Annotated in this window: 16 protein-coding genes; 7 read left to right on the top strand and 9 right to left on the bottom strand. The window is 33.8% G+C overall.

What is annotated here, in order from left to right; translation table 11 throughout:
- The first annotated feature begins 66 nt into the window (after positions 1–66).
- The 3 genes from ACFSR1_RS21015 (at position 67) to ACFSR1_RS21005 (ending at position 1,339) form a co-directional block, all read left to right on the top strand.
- Positions 67–438, top strand: a complete 372-nt coding sequence (locus tag ACFSR1_RS21015; protein ID WP_378295000.1) for a hypothetical protein — start codon at positions 67–69, stop codon at positions 436–438.
- Positions 439–527: 89 nt separating this feature from the next.
- Positions 528–725 (top strand): hypothetical protein, encoded by a 198-nt coding sequence (locus tag ACFSR1_RS21010; RefSeq protein ID WP_378294999.1) that lies wholly within the window; start codon positions 528–530, stop codon positions 723–725.
- A 122-nt stretch (positions 726–847) separates the two neighbouring features.
- Positions 848–1,339: a peptide-methionine (S)-S-oxide reductase gene (locus tag ACFSR1_RS21005; RefSeq protein ID WP_378294998.1), complete on the top strand. Its 492-nt coding sequence runs from the start codon at positions 848–850 to the stop codon at positions 1,337–1,339.
- 26 nt (positions 1,340–1,365) lie between these two features.
- Here ACFSR1_RS21005 and ACFSR1_RS21000 read toward each other — a convergent pair whose 3' ends face one another.
- The 8 genes from ACFSR1_RS21000 to ACFSR1_RS20965 all read right to left on the bottom strand — a co-directional run bounded on the left by ACFSR1_RS21000 (position 1,366) and on the right by ACFSR1_RS20965 (position 11,086).
- Positions 1,366–2,547: an AIR synthase related protein gene (locus ACFSR1_RS21000; protein ID WP_378294997.1), complete on the bottom strand. Its 1,182-nt coding sequence runs from the start codon at positions 2,545–2,547 to the stop codon at positions 1,366–1,368.
- Positions 2,548–2,624: 77 nt separating this feature from the next.
- On the bottom strand, positions 2,625–4,115 hold the full coding sequence (locus tag ACFSR1_RS20995) for a carboxypeptidase regulatory-like domain-containing protein (protein WP_378294996.1): 1,491 nt from the start codon (positions 4,113–4,115) through the stop codon (positions 2,625–2,627).
- A 13-nt stretch (positions 4,116–4,128) separates the two neighbouring features.
- Positions 4,129–5,604 carry a CsgG/HfaB family protein gene (locus ACFSR1_RS20990; protein ID WP_378294995.1) on the bottom strand — a complete coding sequence of 492 codons (1,476 nt, stop codon included), beginning with the start codon at positions 5,602–5,604 and terminating at the stop codon, positions 4,129–4,131.
- Between the two features lie 6 nt (positions 5,605–5,610).
- Positions 5,611–6,018: a curli production assembly/transport component CsgF gene (locus ACFSR1_RS20985; protein ID WP_378294994.1), complete on the bottom strand. Its 408-nt coding sequence runs from the start codon at positions 6,016–6,018 to the stop codon at positions 5,611–5,613.
- 18 nt (positions 6,019–6,036) lie between these two features.
- A complete protein-coding gene (locus ACFSR1_RS20980) occupies positions 6,037–6,762 on the bottom strand; it encodes a CsgE family curli-type amyloid fiber assembly protein (protein WP_378294993.1) in 726 nt (241 codons plus the stop codon).
- 20 nt (positions 6,763–6,782) lie between these two features.
- Positions 6,783–7,298, bottom strand: coding sequence for a hypothetical protein (locus ACFSR1_RS20975; RefSeq protein WP_378294992.1), 516 nt, complete (start codon positions 7,296–7,298; stop codon positions 6,783–6,785).
- A gap of 83 nt (positions 7,299–7,381) precedes the next feature.
- Positions 7,382–8,572, bottom strand: a complete 1,191-nt coding sequence (locus tag ACFSR1_RS20970) for a hypothetical protein (protein ID WP_378294991.1) — start codon at positions 8,570–8,572, stop codon at positions 7,382–7,384.
- A gap of 327 nt (positions 8,573–8,899) precedes the next feature.
- Positions 8,900–11,086: a glutamine synthetase III family protein gene (locus ACFSR1_RS20965; protein WP_378294990.1), complete on the bottom strand. Its 2,187-nt coding sequence runs from the start codon at positions 11,084–11,086 to the stop codon at positions 8,900–8,902.
- Between the two features lie 218 nt (positions 11,087–11,304).
- Between ACFSR1_RS20965 and ACFSR1_RS20960 the strand changes: the two genes are divergently transcribed.
- Positions 11,305–12,327, top strand: coding sequence for a glutamine synthetase beta-grasp domain-containing protein (locus ACFSR1_RS20960; RefSeq protein ID WP_378294989.1), 1,023 nt, complete (start codon positions 11,305–11,307; stop codon positions 12,325–12,327).
- Between the two features lie 323 nt (positions 12,328–12,650).
- Here ACFSR1_RS20960 and ACFSR1_RS20955 read toward each other — a convergent pair whose 3' ends face one another.
- Complete coding sequence (locus ACFSR1_RS20955) at positions 12,651–13,604, bottom strand: calcium/sodium antiporter (RefSeq protein WP_378294988.1); 954 nt, start codon at positions 13,602–13,604, stop codon at positions 12,651–12,653.
- A gap of 184 nt (positions 13,605–13,788) precedes the next feature.
- Here ACFSR1_RS20955 and ACFSR1_RS20950 point away from each other — a divergent pair, with 184 nt between their 5' ends.
- The 3 genes from ACFSR1_RS20950 to ACFSR1_RS20940 all read left to right on the top strand — a co-directional run bounded on the left by ACFSR1_RS20950 (position 13,789) and on the right by ACFSR1_RS20940 (position 16,498).
- On the top strand, positions 13,789–14,145 hold the full coding sequence (locus ACFSR1_RS20950; protein WP_378294987.1) for a BlaI/MecI/CopY family transcriptional regulator: 357 nt from the start codon (positions 13,789–13,791) through the stop codon (positions 14,143–14,145).
- Positions 14,146–14,149: 4 nt separating this feature from the next.
- The gene (locus ACFSR1_RS20945) at positions 14,150–16,276 is read left to right on the top strand and encodes a M56 family metallopeptidase (RefSeq protein WP_378294986.1); all 2,127 of its coding nucleotides are present in this window, start codon (positions 14,150–14,152) and stop codon (positions 16,274–16,276) included.
- A gap of 69 nt (positions 16,277–16,345) precedes the next feature.
- Entirely contained in the window at positions 16,346–16,498 is a 153-nt protein-coding gene (locus ACFSR1_RS20940) for an SsrA-binding protein (protein ID WP_378294985.1), read from the top strand.
- The last annotated feature ends 19 nt before the right edge of the window (positions 16,499–16,517 follow it).

Genomic DNA, 16,517 nt, shown 5'->3' with positions numbered 1-16,517 from the left:
ATATTCACTTTTAATATTCTATAACAGAATTACATATTTTAAAAAGTTGTATTTTTATACCTGAAAATGCCAAACAATACTAAGACATATAATAACAAACTGATTGCAAGTTGGTTCATCACACTCCTACTTTTCTTAGGTATTGGTGGTTATACGAACTACACCCAACCAGTTTCTTACCAGGAAAGTATTGAACTAGTTGTTTCTGAGGCTAGAAGCAAGACCAAAACCTTATCATTCGCAGAAGCAAAATATCCAAAACAACGTTTTGATCATTCTATAAATCTTAAGCTACTATCAAAACACCATAGCAGCATTTCTTTAATTAAGAATAGAGAGTTAGAAAAACCCTTCTCTTTAAAGATTATTACACATAAGACATTCCTTTTAAGAAGTAATACCTACACTACCGAAGAAGATCCATTTCATTTAGGATAACATTTTTATTTCAGGCTTTCTAGCCAATTCTAAAAAACAAATTCTAATACTGCTATTTCGATCTATAGCAGTTTTATACTATTTCCAAAATGAAAAGATTTAAAAAAATTATAAGACGTATTGTCTTACTCATGTTTATAGTTATGGTTGCAATGATTCCTGTACCCATTTTTTTTCAGAAAAAAGAAGGAAAATTTAATGATGACAACACCATAGAACTTGTAGAAACTAAAGAAGAAAACACCGAAACGAAAACTGTTCAGTTCAATGACGAACTAGGATCATAATAACATCTTTATTACAGATTAATTATCAAAGTATCGAAAATCTGAAAAACTTCTAAAAGAGATTTTTCAGGTTTTCGAAATAATCCATAAGGATTCATTATAATTTACGACATTTATACATTATGAGTACTATACGAATAGGTCTGGGCGGAGGATGCCATTGGTGTACTGAGGCAGTGTTTCAATCTCTAAAAGGAGTAATCAACGTAGAGCAAGGTTATATCTCAAGTATTGAGAAAAACAATACTTTTTCGGAAGCAGTCATTGTCACTTATACTCCTGAAAAAATAGATTTAAAAGATCTTATTGAGATTCATTTATATACTCACAAAAGTACTTCAGAACATAGTTTTAGAGAAAAATACCGAAGTGCTATCTACTATTTTGACATTCATCAGAAATCTGCCAGTGAAAACCACCTAAAGGATTTAAATAAAAATTTTGAAAATAAATTAATTACAAAAGTTTTGGAATTTAACAAATTCAAATCATCCAGAAAAGAACTTTTAGATTACTATAAAACAAATCCCGAAAAACCCTTTTGTAAACGATACATACATCCCAAACTTGATTTGCTTAGAGAAAAATATAGTGAAAAAATGAATTTAAAATAACCTTTCTATACTAATTAGCCCGCATCTTAGTTATACGTATAGGTTCCAAATTCACTATTGATAGTAAGTTTCTTTTCGTCAGCATTTTCGACATGGCCAACAATTCTAGCATCCACGTCAAAACTTTTTGAAATAGAAATAATCTCCTCTGCAATCTCTGGAGAGACATACAATTCCATACGATGTCCCATATTAAAAACCTGATACATCTCTTTCCAATCTGTACCGGAGTTTTCCTGAATCAATTGAAATAAAGGAGGTACCTCAAATAAATTATCCTTAATAATATGCAGATTATCCACAAAGTGCAAAATCTTCGTTTGTGCTCCACCACTGCAATGCACCATTCCGTGGATAGTCTCACTATCAAACTTAGATAATATTTTTTTTATAATCGGTGCATACGTTCTTGTTGGCGATAACACCAATTTTCCGGCATCAATGGGAGAATTCTTAACCTTATCGGTAAGATTTGTTTTTCCGGAATATACCAGATCAGAAGGTACCGCAGCATCAAAACTTTCCGGATATTTTTCTGCTAGTATTTTATGAAATACATCGTGACGTGCAGAAGTAAGACCGTTACTTCCCATACCACCGTTATACTCTTTTTCGTAAGAAGCCTGACCAAAAGAAGCCAAACCTACAATAACATCTCCAGCTTTTATATTGGCATTATCAATAACATCGCTACGTTTCATACGTGCAGTTACCGTAGAATCTACAATAATGGTTCTTACCAAATCCCCAACATCTGCGGTTTCACCACCCGTAGAATGAATGGTAACTCCAAAACTTTTTAATTCTTCTAATAACTCTTCTGTACCATTGATAATAGCAGAAATCACTTCCCCAGAAATCAGGTTTTTATTCCTCCCTATGGTAGAAGACAACATAATATTATCGGTTGCACCAACACATAACAAATCATCGATGTTCATTATTAGTGCATCCTGGGCTATCCCTTTCCATACAGAAACATCTCCTGTTTCTTTCCAATACATATAAGCCAGAGAAGATTTGGTACCGGCTCCATCAGCGTGCATTATTAAACAATAATCCTCATCACCCGTAAGATGATCCGGAACTATTTTACAAAATGCTTTTGGAAAAAGACCTTTATCTATATTCTTGATAGCGCTGTGAACATCTTCTTTTGATGCCGAAACTCCACGCTGAGCATAGCGTTTGCTAACTTCTTGACTCATCATTATTGAATTATACCGATAGTAAACCACAAAGATAGTTCAATTTCAGAATTTAGAATTCAGAATTCAGAATTATCTTATTCCCAATCTGCCATAAAGGCATCTTCTATCAGATCAGCTCTATCGGCTATCTCTATAATAGGCATAGTCTGTATATTTTTTTGTGATATCCCGTCATTAGAAGTATTCACAAAAACAACAGCAGCTTCATTAGGAGAAAAGCGTGCGTCTATATCATTCGTCCCAGCAGGCTTTTCTAAAGAGATATCTAAACTAGAGCTATCACTAAAGTTATATACAAACAAATGAGAATCTAATTGCCTATAATCGCTACTTTCGAAACCAGAAACATCCTGACAATATAAAAGTTTAGTTCCATCCACAGAAAGATTTACACTTCCTGCTGCTCCAGAAACACCCGACAGTACTGTTTCAAGCACTGTTCCTGACGTATTAATCGTAAAAATTTCTACTTCGTATCCGTCAAGATTATTTGTTTTTAGCACAATAATATTATTGTTATCATTTTTATCTACTTCTGAAATTAGGTTCCCATTAGCAGTCTGATATACCAGAGAAAGTCCGCTTCCATCCACATTGATACTATACAACTTATCTTGATTAGGAAATAACAATTTGGATCCATTGTCTGACCAGGAAAAATCGATTTCACCCAAGTTAAAACCGGCTACCGAAACCTGAGTAGTAACCTGGTTCATTTGAGAACCGTCCTCATTCATTGTAAACAAATGTGTTTGCGATCCCACGGATTGTAAAAAAGCTATTTTACCAGTCCCCACGTTACGTCTAGGCCTGAAACTATTTTTGGTATCCGAAGTAAGCTGAATTTCAGTGTCTCCTTGTTCATTCGCAGAATAAATAACACCATTACCATTTACAGATCTTGTGTAAACAATTCTATTGTTTGGAGGACTCATAGTTTCGAAGGCAAAAATACTACTGTTTACAGAATCATTAATCCCATCACTGCTACTCACCTGCCAGAAATATTTCACTTTATAAGAAAGATTAGTCAACGTATAGGTCGTATCCGTAATATTTTCAAAAATCTCTACATCAGAGTTCTCATCATTGCGCAAAGTAACTGTATATGTAAGTGTATCATCATCGGGATCAGATCCTGTCCAAACCAATGTTACCTCTAATGGCTGATCTACCGAATTATCCGCCGGCGAATCCAAAACAGCGGCATCAGGAGGCCTGTTACCTGCAGTTTCTATATCCATTTCAAAAACAATTTCCAACTCTCTATCAGCAATTACTGATATCGCCTCAAACTGGGCCAACAATCCTTCTCGCTGAGCAGAAAGTGAATAATCTCCCGAAGGTATGTTCTCAATCAAATACTCTCCATTTGCATCTGTAAATACGGTACTGGATGAAGGATTCGTAGATATTTTTACGTTTTCTAAAGGTTCGTTAGTTCCTACAGCTACTACTCGACCTTTCACAGCTCCTAAACCTTCTAAGTCAATAGTATCCTCACTACAAGAAGAAATCATTAACAGGGTAAAAATTGCTATTGTTTTTATGATATATTTTTTCATTTTCATTAGGGTTTTATTCTTTAGGAACATCACCATTTTCAATTACTTTACGATTCCTTTTTTTTAACTTTCTAAGCTCTCTATCTTCTCTTCGCTTTTGTTTGCGGAGTTCTTTATCCATCTTCAACGGATTTTTAAAATACCAGTTTAAACCTAAAGAAAAATTAAAGTACTGATCATCACGTTTACCTTGCGTAACATTATCCAGCTTATCCCCTAAAACAAGATTATGTGTTGCGTTTAATGAAACTCCTATATGATCAGCGACTAAATACTCAATTCCACCTCCGTACTGAAACTTAAAAAAAGTTCTATTAAAATCATCGCTATTAACTGTTCCCATTCCTCCAAAAAAGAAGGGAGTCAGCTTTTCAAAAGGCAACAGTGTTAATTCTGCATTTACATCTATAGCATTAAATCCTTCAGAAAAAGCACCTTCATTTCTCAACTGAAACTTGCTAAGACTTGCATTCGCATTTAGATATGGATTAAAAAACCATTTTCCTCCTACTCTGGTGGAATATGATAAATCTGCATTATTATAATCACCACTTATCAATGCTAAACCACCATTTACAAAAGCTGCTTTTTTTCCTCGTCTTTCTTTGAAATACCGCTCGTAAATTCCCGTGTTTTGCGCCTCATTTTTCTCTGCATTATAATCAGCAACAAGTTCATTTATTTGTTCGGGCGCTGCTTTAGAACCCCACAACTTATCCTCTATACCTTCTATTATCAGAGCTTCTACAGCCTTTTCTATCGCTTCGGAAACCGCTATTTGTCCAGGTTCATTTTTAGTAAAACCAGTTTCGGCTTCTAACAATCTACTAAACTTAACATATCTAAAGAAACTTGCATCTAGTGCCTGTGATAGTATCGTTTTGGAAACATATACGGTTTTCAGAATCTTACCGCTAGATGTAGATACTGCCCTCAAATAAACCGTAATTCTGTCTTGTCGATATTGTGTAGAACCACCAATTCCAAAATATCTTGCACCCAATCCACCGGTAATGATATTCGAATCATAGGATACAATACCTCCTTCCAGAATGATCCCTGCATATAGTAATGGAGGTAGCTGCGGTTCGTTTGAATTTTTATTTTTTCTATATTCTTTTCTAGTAGAGCGAATGATATTTCGCTCATTTAAGAGATTACTTAGATTTTCTCTTTCTATAGGCACAAACCATTTAGAATCTTCAAGAGCTTTTACCAAAATAGTTGTAGCCCCTTGGGTTACTGCAGTACTAAAAGTACTACCAGCTTCTGTAGGCTTGTATTGACCAGTTTGATCTCTAAACTTATAAACCCCAACTACTACTGGTTCTGTTGGTAAAGGAAAATCTCTTAGTGTCTTTGTAAATCGTGTATCCTCACCTATTCGTGCTTGTTCTATGGAGATAGGCTGATTAAAATAAGTACCACATCCAGACAACAACAATGTACAAGAAATTACTAGAATTACTTGATAAAATTTGTTACGCATTAAAAATTAATTAGGAATTATTACTTGAGATTGATCGCCGGTACTGGTGTCTAAGATATTGATTACCAATCCTTCTCCAGATGGAAAAATCTCTATAAACAATGTTCCAAAACTAAAGGTACCTTCTGTAAGACCTTCCTGTCCGAATTGTTCGTTAAATAAAGTTCTGGATATCTGACTTAACAATTGATTATTAAGACTTTCTGTAAATCTTTCCAGTTCTGACCTGTCATCCGCATTCGGATCATTATCATCCGTAAAGGTATTTTGGGATTCTGCAGAACTTAACAACCATTGATAATTAAAAGTATCACCGCCGAATGCTGGGTTTTTTGGCCTATACACTAGATCTTGCCCAAAACCATATTGGTATGCTGACAAAGCAAGTATAATAGTGATTATGATTGACTTCATTTGTTTTTGAATAAGTAATTAATACTGAAAAATATCTTTCTTTTGTTTCTTTAGGTCTTTAAAATATTTATAAACCCTACGTATTGAAATTTTAGACATCTGTTCTAAATATTCTATATCGGGTTTACCAAGGAATTCATGAATGACTTTATCTTCTATTTTCACCTGAATGATAGTACTTCTACCAAAACTCAGTGTTTCATACACCCCAACTATTTTAGAACCATTTATTCTATTCAAGGTATATGAATTATAAAAGAACTCGTAAAAATCTTTTCCTGGTTTTGTTTTGGTTTCTTCAACCACAATTCCTTTCAGTTCAATACCATCATCCTCAACGCGTTCTTCTTCTTCTTCTTCTTTTTTCTTAGTAACCTCGTTAAAGGTTATTCTATCTTTACCAACAATCGTTTCTTCTTCATAAATCAGCAAAAGAATTATAATTTTATCACTTTCATCAATACCTACAGTTGTGGTAGCTAGGCTTTTTTGTTCATTAGCTTCTAAGGTAAATCTACCTTCCTGATTGTTTTTAGAGATGTTGTTCTTAGTATCTGATCTAAAAACAGAAAACACATATCTTAGACTTTTATAAACTTCTGTAGCGTTTGTTGCTTCAGCACTTACAGAAACTATATCATCTATTCTTTCTGTTTTAATTTTAGCTATTACTTCGGTATTGGTGAACTGACCATTTGAATATTGAAATATCGATAAGAACAATATGATCAGCCTATAATTCATACAATAAATAATCTAGTTCTTTAAAAACTTCTAACGATAATTGTACGATTGTTTCCGGTCATTTTAAACTTTAGGTTCTTAGATAACTCATTACTGCCAAACCTCTCAAAAGAAAGATTATCTCCTTCCTGAATAAGCTCTAAACTTGTTGACATATTAGGATTAAAAGAGAAATCGGTCACTATGTTATTGTTACCATTTTGAGTAATAAACTTTTCTATTTCTTTAGATGTTTCATCTATCTCGATCAGATTTTGTTCTCCGTTCTGACTTAAACGAATATCTGATGATTGCGCTGTGATATTAGAAAACACTTGATTACCGGTACCTATTTGCTGAATAAATACTGAACTGTTAGCAGTCATATTTTCTCTAGCAACCTGCACACTAGTATTATTTTGTAATTGATTTAGTGTAATGAATCGTTCTTGACTTTCAACCAATGATTCATCCTGATTCTCGCTGTTTTGAGCATAAGAATTTCCACAAAGAAATAGACTAAATGCAACAAGACATAATGTGAAATACTTTTTCATTGGTACAAGGTATTAAAAGTAGTAAAAGAGTTACACCAACTTTGCAGTTAGCGTAACTCCTTCAAATATATTAAAATTATTTCTTAAAGCTCTCCTCCAGAACCACTCTGAGTAACTACAGCAGCATTTGCTGTTCCACTTTGAAGGATAACACTACTGTGAGATTCTCCTATTTGAGTTACAAAAGTTGTGTTTCCAGTTCCAAACTGAGTATCCTGTGCAAAGTTAGAATCACCTAACTGGAAGATATCACTTATATTACTAGCTCCATTCTGAGAAGAAACTGCAATATTTTCATCTCCGATTTGCGCTTGAATAGTTAAGTTACCTTCTCCAAAAAGACCGAAGTCCCCTTCCTGAGATGTAGTAGCAAAGTTTCCGTTACCAGACTGAAACTGATCTGCAACATTTTCTCCACCAAAGAATGCTAAGTTTTGAGTTGCAGAAACAACGTTACCGTCTCCAAACTGAGTTTGTACGATAACATTATTATCTTCTTCATGCTGAGCATACGCTTCATTCTCGTCTCCAATTTGTAACTGATCTACAACTCCTCCTCTAGAGTCAAAGAAACTACTACCTTGAAGAGAAGTAGCCACGTTACCACCACCATCTTGTACTTGGATCAAAAGGTTATTAGTTCCCCATTGCTCACCAGTACCTAAGTTAGCTTCACCTGTTTGTCTTTGGTCTGCTAAATTAGCATCTCCTACTTGCGCCATAGAAGCTGTGTTAAAAGAACCATCCTGAATGATTAAACTGAAGTTTTCTTCACCACCTTGAGAAGTAGTTGCAGTATTAGCATCTCCAAACTGACCTTGACCAGCATAATTTAAAGATCCAAATCCAAAGAAACCAGCTCCTTCTTGAGAAATAGTAGCAGTATTACCGTTACCTTCTTGAAGTTGTTCAGAAAGGTTGTCACCACCAAAGTTTAACAAGTTCTGAGTTGAAGAAGCAGAATTCCCATTTCCTACTTGTACTTGATACACTTCATTTCGATCTTCCTCGTGCTGAGCAAAGGCTTCATTTTTATCCCCTGTTTGCATTTGAGTAACAATTCCGTTTCTAGAAGCAAATGCATCGCTACCTTGAATAGCAACTGCGTTATTTCCTGTACCTAATTGTGTAGTTGTATTAGTATTTGCTAAACCTACCTGTGTGATATTGGCTCCATTCATATCACCAGATTGATCAACGCTACTAACGTTTGACTGTGCAACCATCACTGACGCGCTTAATAAAGTTGCTAGACTAAAAATTACTTTTTTCATACGTAAAATATATTAAATTTGATTAATAATTCAATTCAGTTTTAAATATTTTGGGGCGTACAAAGGAGTGCTAGACATCTTATCTAACGCTCTCTTTACAAAAAAATCTGGGGAAGATATTATGCAAAAAACAATATGCTTTTTGTTAACGAAGCAAATTTATGAAAACATTAAGGGTATTTTTAAATATTCTGTAAGATTTCGACAAAATGCATTACGGAAAACCCATAAAAAAAGCAATTTCCTATGGGTTTGTCAAGGGTTTAACAGATATTAATTTTTTGTTAAAAATAAAACAAAAAACAAGCTTAGTCAGTGAATTCTTACCTATCTGGTGAATAAAAGCTCTCTATACTTAGTCAAAGGCCATAATTCATCATCTACTAGTAGCTCTAATTTATCACAACTATATCGGATTTGATCAAATAATGGTTTTACCTTATTACAATAATCAGCTGCTTTCTTTTCCAAATCATTCAGCTTATTAGCTTTTCTTCGTTCTGCAGTCATTTCATTTACTTTTGTATTTATTTTACCAATATGCTCCGAAATTTCTTCTATAATCTCCATTTGCTCCTTCGCATATTTCTTAAAATCTTTTTCATATAGATTTTTTAATCCAGAAACATTACTAATCAACATATTTTGGTATTTGATAGCAGTAGGTATAATATGATTCCTTGCAATATCACCCAACACTCGCCCCTCAATCTGGATGCGCATTACATATTCTTCAATTTCTATTTCATATCGTGCTTCAGCTTCAATCTTATTCATCACACCCATTTCTTCAAAAAGATCCAATGTTTTTTTAGAAATCTTTGCTTTTAATGCTTCGGGTGTTGTTTTATTATTACTTAAACCACGTTTTTTCGCTTCTTTTTCCCAAGCTTCTCCATAACCATTGCCTTCAAAAAGAATATCCTTGGACTTTTTAATATATTCTCTTAATACATTAAAAATTGCCTCATCCTTCTTTAAATTCTTCTTATCTATAAGCTTATCAACTTCTTTCTTAAATTCTACAAGTTGTTTAGCCACGATTGTATTTAATATTGTCATTGGATTAGCGCAATTGGCTTTAGAACCAACCGCTCTAAACTCGAATTTGTTACCCGTAAATGCAAAAGGTGATGTTCTGTTGCGATCCGTATTATCTAAAAGAATTTCAGGAATTTTACCTACTACGTTAAGTTTAAGGTCTGTTTTTTCTTTTGGAGACAACTTTCCATCGGTTACACCTTCAAGCTCTTTAAGCACAGAAGTAAGTTGTTCTCCAATGAATACAGACATAATTGCAGGAGGCGCTTCATTAGCACCAAGACGATGATCATTGCTAGCAGATGCAATTCCGGCTCTCATTAATTCTTCGTGTTCATTAATCGCTTTAATCGTATTAATAAAAAAGGTTAAAAACTGAAGACTGCTCATGGGCGTTTTTCCCGGACTCAATAAATTTACACCTGTATTTGTGCTTAATGACCAATTATTATGTTTACCAGACCCATTTACTCCTGCAAATGGCTTTTCGTGCAATAATACTTTCAGATTATGCCTGGACGCCACCTTTTCCATGACATCCATAAGCAGAGAATTATGATCTACTGCAAGATTTGTTTCTTCATAGATAGGCGCAAGCTCAAATTGATTCGGAGCTACTTCATTATGACGTGTTTTTACAGGTATTCCTAACAACATACATTCTACTTCTAAATCTCTCATGAAAGCTAAAGCTCTGGCAGGAATACTTCCAAAATAATGATCATCCAGTTGTTGACCTTTTGCCGAAGAATGCCCTAACAGTGTTCTGCCTGTCATCACTAAATCCGGTCTGGATTCAACAAGCGCCCTGTCAATCAAAAAATATTCTTGCTCCCACCCAAGTGATGCATTTACCTTTTTAACATTTTTATCAAAATATTTAGCAATCGCTGTTGCAGCGGTATCAACCGCCTGTAGGGCTCGCAATAAAGGAGTTTTATAGTCTAAAGCTTCTCCAGTATAGGCCACAAAAACTGTAGGAATACATAATGTTGTTCCATAAATAAATGCAGGGGAAGTTGGATCCCACGCCGTATATCCTCTTGCTTCAAATGTATTACGAATACCGCCATGTGGAAAAGAAGAAGCATCCGGTTCTTGCTGTACCAATTGCCCTCCTTCGAACTTCTCTATTCCCTGACCATTACCTATGGTTTCAAAAAATGCGTCGTGCTTTTCTGCAGTTGCACCAGTAAGTGGCTGAAACCAATGCGTATAGTGTGTCACCCCTTTAGACAAAGACCAATCCTTCATAGCGGATGCAATTTGATCAGCAATTTGTCTATCGATCTTTGCACCGTGATCTATTGCATCCATCACACTATTATATGCGTCTTTTGTTAAATATTGGAGCATGGTAGCCTGATTGAATACATTCTCACCAAATAAAACAGATCTGCGTTCTTTTTCAGTAACTACCACAGAACTACGATGTAAGGTTTCTTTTAATGCTTGAAATCTAAGTGTCGACATAATTGAGTAATTTTTCACAAATATAAAGTAAGTTTTTATTGTTGATATTAAAAAAATGCTCTTATAAAATTAAAATAAAATCAAAATACCCTACAAAAAAGTAGGGTGTTGATAAAAATTAATAAAAAAACCATATTTGACCCCCTATTTTTTTTCGGTTATCACAAAATAAAACTAATTTTGAGACCTTTAAGAGTTCAATTTATAAAGTGTTAATTATGAGTAAAGCTAAATTAGAATACATTTGGTTAGATGGTTATAAACCAACTGCTAATCTAAGAAGTAAAACAAAAGTTGAAGACGATTTTAGCGGAAAGCTTGAGGATTGTCCGGTATGGTCTTTTGACGGTAGTTCTACAAAACAAGCAGAAGGAGGATCTTCTGATTGCTTATTAAAGCCCGTTGCTATTTATCCAGATCCAACAAGAAGAAACGGATACTTGGTAATGACTGAGGTTCTTAATGCAGATGGAACCCCACATGAATCTAATGCTAGAGCTACAATCGATGATGATGGTGATTTCTGGTTTGGTTTCGAGCAAGAATACTTTATTATGGACAAAGCCACTCAATTACCTTTAGGTTTTCCTGTAGGTGGATATCCTGGTCCTCAAGGAATGTACTACTGTTCAGTAGGAGGAAAAAACACTCATGGTAGAGATTTTGTAGAAGAGCATGCTGACCTATGTATAGATGCCGGACTTAATTTCGAAGGTATTAACCAAGAAGTTGCTAGTGGACAATGGGAGTTTCAATTGTTTTCTAAAGGTGCTAAAAAAGCAGGTGACGAAATATGGATAGCAAGATACCTTTTGGATCGTCTTACAGAAAAATATGGATACTATATTGAGTACCACCCTAAACCAGTAAAAGGTGACTGGAATGGTTCTGGTATGCACGCAAACTTCTCTAACGAAGTACTAAGAACTTGTGGATCGAAAGAAGTTTATGAAGCTATTTGCGAAGCATTTAGACCAGTAACTAAAGAACATATCGCCGTTTATGGTGAGTTTAATGATCAAAGATTAACAGGAGAGCACGAAACTCAATCTATCAATGAATTCTCTTATGGAGTATCTGACAGAGGAGCTTCAATCAGAATCCCAATTATCACTGTAGAAAACGGATGGAAAGGTTGGTTAGAAGATCGTCGTCCTGCTTCTAATGGTGATCCTTATAAAATTGCTGCAAGAATTGTTAAAACTGTTAAAACCGCTGATATTTCTGCAGTTACAGCATAATGATTCGAATCAAGTAAGTAACTAACTAAATTACTTGTTAAACGCAAAAAAAGCCTTCTGATATTTTCAGAAGGCTTTTTTCTTATGGCTATCCCATCCCGTCCTTAAATAAATGGACAGTAATACCATAAAAACTATCTTGATTTCTGATTACTAATCAAACACGTGTCAACTAAAAGAAAAGCTTTTACTATTCTGCATTATACCAATTGAAATTTACTATCACCCCTGATAAAACAAGAAACTTAAACTACGAACAAAAGTTGATCAGTTTTTATATAAAACGGTAAAATAGTTTTTTGTTCTTATATCAGGTTAGGCACTTACTTTATAAATACTAGAGCAATAAAAACACAATACCCGGCAAAAATCAAAAAACCCTTTGGTCTGCTCAAAATCATTTTTTTAGGAATAAAAGCCAATGGTAATAAAATCATTGCAAATCCGAGCATCCAAAAGATATCGATATTCATAAGACGGGTATCACTTACCACGATGGGTTGAATTAAAGAAGTAACCCCAAGAACAGAAGCTATATTAAAAATATTGGAACCAATTAAATTTCCTAGAGAGATTGCTTTTTCTTGTTTTAATGCAGCAATTACAGAAGCTGCTAATTCTGGCACACTTGTACCTACAGCTACCATAGTAAGCCCAATAACTGCCTCACTAACCCCCATTCTTGTGGCAATATCTTTTGCTCCTTCTACCAGTAACTCTGAGCCAAAATATAAAGCCAGACCTCCTATCAGTAACCAAAGTATCATCTTAAAATTAGAAACCTTTTCTAAAGCACCATCCACTTCTTCTACCATTTTATCCGCATGCTTTCGTGCTCTTTTAATCAACACAAACATATATACGAATAAAGAAAGTAAAAGTACACCACCTTCCATTCTTGTAAGCACTCCATCATTATCCAAGAAAAAATACAATGCAAACGATAGCAGCATCATTACCGGCCAATTGAACTTATAAAAATCTTTATCGATTGCCAAAGGCCCTATCAATGCAGTTATACCCAAAACCAATCCTATATTGGCTACATTAGAACCTATAATATTACTCAGAGAAAGATCTGCAGAACCACTTAGAGCTGCTTGTAAACTAACCAATAACTCCGGTGCAGAGGTTGCAAAAGAAACCACAGTAAGACCAATCACCATTTTGGACAATTTTAGTCTAAAGGATAATGCTACCGATGAACGTACTAAATACTCACCTCCAACAACAAGAAGTACAAACCCTATAATTACAAAAATTATACTCTGAATCATATGCCATTAATTTGTTTGCGAATATAGAACAAGTATGTCATATGTCACCGATGTTACTATATTTTTTGGGTTTTATCACTTATAATTTTCGTATTGAAAACTAAAAAAATAGTTAAATAACTACAAAAATAGTTGTAAAACTATAATTCTAGTTATATATTTGAAAATCACAAAGAACCTAAGGATGGAAAAATTAACAAATAAGGAAGAAGAAATTATGCAAGCGTTATGGAAACTAGGGAAAGCGTTTGCAAAAGAAGTTCAAGCCGAACTTAATAACACAGTACACTATAATACAGTTTCAACCATCATCAGAAATCTGGAAGAAAAAGGATACATAAGTCATAAAGCTTATGGCAAAACCCATCAATACTACCCTATTATCACTAAAGAAGCTTACAGAAGTAATTTTGTTAGCAAAGCAATGACACAATACTTCAATGATTCTTATAAAAATATGGTTTCATTTTTTGCTAAAGAAGAAAAAATAACAGCCGAAGAATTGCGAGAGATTTTAGACGTAATCGAACAAAAAAAGTAAACCCATGGAAACGTTTTTACTATATTTACTTAAGTCCAGTATTACACTATCCTTATTTTACCTAGTCTATATCCTTTTTTTAAGAAAAGAAACCTTCTTTACGCTAAACAGACATTTTCTTTTAGCAGGAATTATTAGCTCGTTGCTACTTCCCTTTCTAGAGTTTACTACCGTAGAATATATAGAAAAACCTGTTTTCCATTCAATAGAGTTTACTGCAATAACTTCTTCTCACCCAGAGAATGAATCATTATCTATAAATTGGTGGCTAATGGCCTTTATCTTATACATCCTTGCTGCCATATTATTATTCGGTCGTTTTATTTTTCAACTTATTTCCCTGAAAAGGATTTTTGCAAAAAGTCAAAACAAACAAAAAGAAGGATTTTCTATTTTAAAAACCCAAGAAGACATTGCTCCATTTTCTTTCTTCAGATACATCATATTCAACCCATTACTTCATAATAACGAAGAATTAAGAATGATCCTAAAACATGAAAAAATACACGCAAAACAGTATCACACCATAGATATATTAATCACGAACCTTTTCGTAATATTTCAATGGATAAATCCTGTATCATGGCTGTACAAAAAAAGTTTACAGCAAAACTTAGAGTTCATTGCAGATCAAGAAGCTATCCGAGATCTTCCTTCGAAAAAAGAATATCAATTAACATTAGTAAAAGTCTCGTCGAATAATTTTTCATCAATCACCAATAATTTTTATCAATCATTAATCAAAAAACGAATCGTTATGTTAAACAAAAAAAAATCAAATCATTACCATCTCTGGAAAGTAACAATCATAGTACCTTTGCTAAGTTTATTTTTATGGGGATTTAATACTAAAACAGAAATACAATATCTCCAGAATGAAACACCGGAACTATCCGTTTCATCTAACAAAAAGGAACAAAAAGAAGTAGTTCAGGATTCTCAAGAAATAACATTTCCTACCAAAGAAGGGAATCCCGTTATCCAAAGCACCCCTTTGTTTCCTAAAAAAAACGAATCGCTTAAAAAAAGTAATCCAAAAATTATCACTACCCAAAAAACGGTTTTAAAGAACCAGATAGAAAATGCACCTTCTAAAAAAGAGACACCTCTTACAAAACCAAAGATTGTGCAAACTAAAAAAAACACTGTTAAGTTTATAATCAACAAAAATTCTACAAAAGAAGATTTAGAAAGAATTAAACGAGTTTTTAAAAATGAATATGATGTAGAAGTTACCTTTAGTGATATCAATAGAAATGATAACGATGAGATTACCAGCATTGGTGTTGTATTATCATCTAAAAAGAGTAATGCCAATTTTTCTATTGCAAACGAAACCCCAATAAATCCATTTGTAATATCCTATGATAGTAAAAAAGAAAAAATAAATATCGGACAATCCAATAGCGGACAAAACAATGTATGGATCAGTAAAAGTACTAGTGGGGAAAATGATGGAGCACAAATTCTCGAACTGAAGTCTGATGATAACGGAAAAAGCATATTCATCGTAGAAAGCGATAAAAAACACAAAAGAAAATTATTCAAAACAAAAGGTGGCAAGAACAAGTTCGTCATAAGAAGTAGTGATGATGAACACGATAATCAGATTTTCATAAACTCTAATGACCACGAGACAATTTTTGATTTTGACGGCAATTCAGGAAAAGATCCTTTGTTCTTTATTGATGGCAAAAAAGCCAGTAAAAAAGAAGTGAAAAAATTAAAATCTTCAGACATAGAAAGTATTGATGTATCCAAAGGCAAAGCCGGTATTAAGAAATACGGAAAAAAAGCAAAAGACGGTGTCATCAATATTACCACGAAAAAGAATATTAAAAAGGGAACTGGATTTTCTTTTAAAAACGACCCTAAAAGTTATTCAATCGTTAATTCAAATAATGACAAAAAAGTAAAAATTAAAGTCTCTGATGGAATGAATTTTACCTCAGGAACAAGCAAGTCTAAACCTTTAGTATATATCGATGGAAAAAAAGCCGATTACAATGAACTACAAAAAATCGAAAGTGATCAGATAGCGTCAGTAAATATTTATAAGGATTTAAAAGCTCTGACAAGATTTGGCTCGGAGGCAAAAAATGGAGTTATAGAGGTTATTTTAAAGAACTAACCACATAATATTCAAAACAAGTAATTAAAAACTCATCGCCATGCGACGAGTTTTTTCTATTTTAGAAGCATGGAAAAACAGCTTTTTATCTTTCTCGCAAAACTAAACAAACTACTACTTCCAAGCTTTACCAAAAAACGCCTGGATCTAACCAAAGCCTCCAAACTACAAATGCTAATTTTTGGCTGGAGATTGTATGTAACCAAAAGAGCCTTAAGTTAATTTAAAAAACTCTTCTTTA

Source organism: Aquimarina rubra (assembly GCF_042684305.1).
Lineage (GTDB): Bacteria > Bacteroidota > Bacteroidia > Flavobacteriales > Flavobacteriaceae > Aquimarina > Aquimarina rubra.
This window is presented reverse-complemented; position numbering and strand designations above follow the sequence as displayed.

Excerpts from the sequence above, each read along its gene's own strand:
- ACFSR1_RS20980 (WP_378294993.1), bottom strand. The coding sequence starts at position 6,762 with ATGAATTATAGGCTGATCATATTGTTCTTATCGATATTTCAATATTCA.
- ACFSR1_RS20995 (WP_378294996.1), bottom strand. The coding sequence starts at position 4,115 with ATGAAAAAATATATCATAAAAACAATAGCAATTTTTACCCTGTTAATG.
- ACFSR1_RS21000 (WP_378294997.1), bottom strand. The coding sequence starts at position 2,547 with ATGAGTCAAGAAGTTAGCAAACGCTATGCTCAGCGTGGAGTTTCGGCA.
- ACFSR1_RS20940 (WP_378294985.1), top strand. The coding sequence starts at position 16,346 with ATGGAAAAACAGCTTTTTATCTTTCTCGCAAAACTAAACAAACTACTA.
- ACFSR1_RS21015 (WP_378295000.1), top strand. The coding sequence starts at position 67 with ATGCCAAACAATACTAAGACATATAATAACAAACTGATTGCAAGTTGG.
- ACFSR1_RS21005 (WP_378294998.1), top strand. The coding sequence starts at position 848 with ATGAGTACTATACGAATAGGTCTGGGCGGAGGATGCCATTGGTGTACT.
- ACFSR1_RS21010 (WP_378294999.1), top strand. The coding sequence starts at position 528 with ATGAAAAGATTTAAAAAAATTATAAGACGTATTGTCTTACTCATGTTT.
- ACFSR1_RS20950 (WP_378294987.1), top strand. The coding sequence starts at position 13,789 with ATGGAAAAATTAACAAATAAGGAAGAAGAAATTATGCAAGCGTTATGG.
- ACFSR1_RS20970 (WP_378294991.1), bottom strand. The coding sequence starts at position 8,572 with ATGAAAAAAGTAATTTTTAGTCTAGCAACTTTATTAAGCGCGTCAGTG.
- ACFSR1_RS20955 (WP_378294988.1), bottom strand. The coding sequence starts at position 13,604 with ATGATTCAGAGTATAATTTTTGTAATTATAGGGTTTGTACTTCTTGTT.
- ACFSR1_RS20965 (WP_378294990.1), bottom strand. The coding sequence starts at position 11,086 with ATGTCGACACTTAGATTTCAAGCATTAAAAGAAACCTTACATCGTAGT.
- ACFSR1_RS20975 (WP_378294992.1), bottom strand. The coding sequence starts at position 7,298 with ATGAAAAAGTATTTCACATTATGTCTTGTTGCATTTAGTCTATTTCTT.
- ACFSR1_RS20945 (WP_378294986.1), top strand. The coding sequence starts at position 14,150 with ATGGAAACGTTTTTACTATATTTACTTAAGTCCAGTATTACACTATCC.
- ACFSR1_RS20990 (WP_378294995.1), bottom strand. The coding sequence starts at position 5,604 with ATGCGTAACAAATTTTATCAAGTAATTCTAGTAATTTCTTGTACATTG.
- ACFSR1_RS20960 (WP_378294989.1), top strand. The coding sequence starts at position 11,305 with ATGAGTAAAGCTAAATTAGAATACATTTGGTTAGATGGTTATAAACCA.
- ACFSR1_RS20985 (WP_378294994.1), bottom strand. The coding sequence starts at position 6,018 with ATGAAGTCAATCATAATCACTATTATACTTGCTTTGTCAGCATACCAA.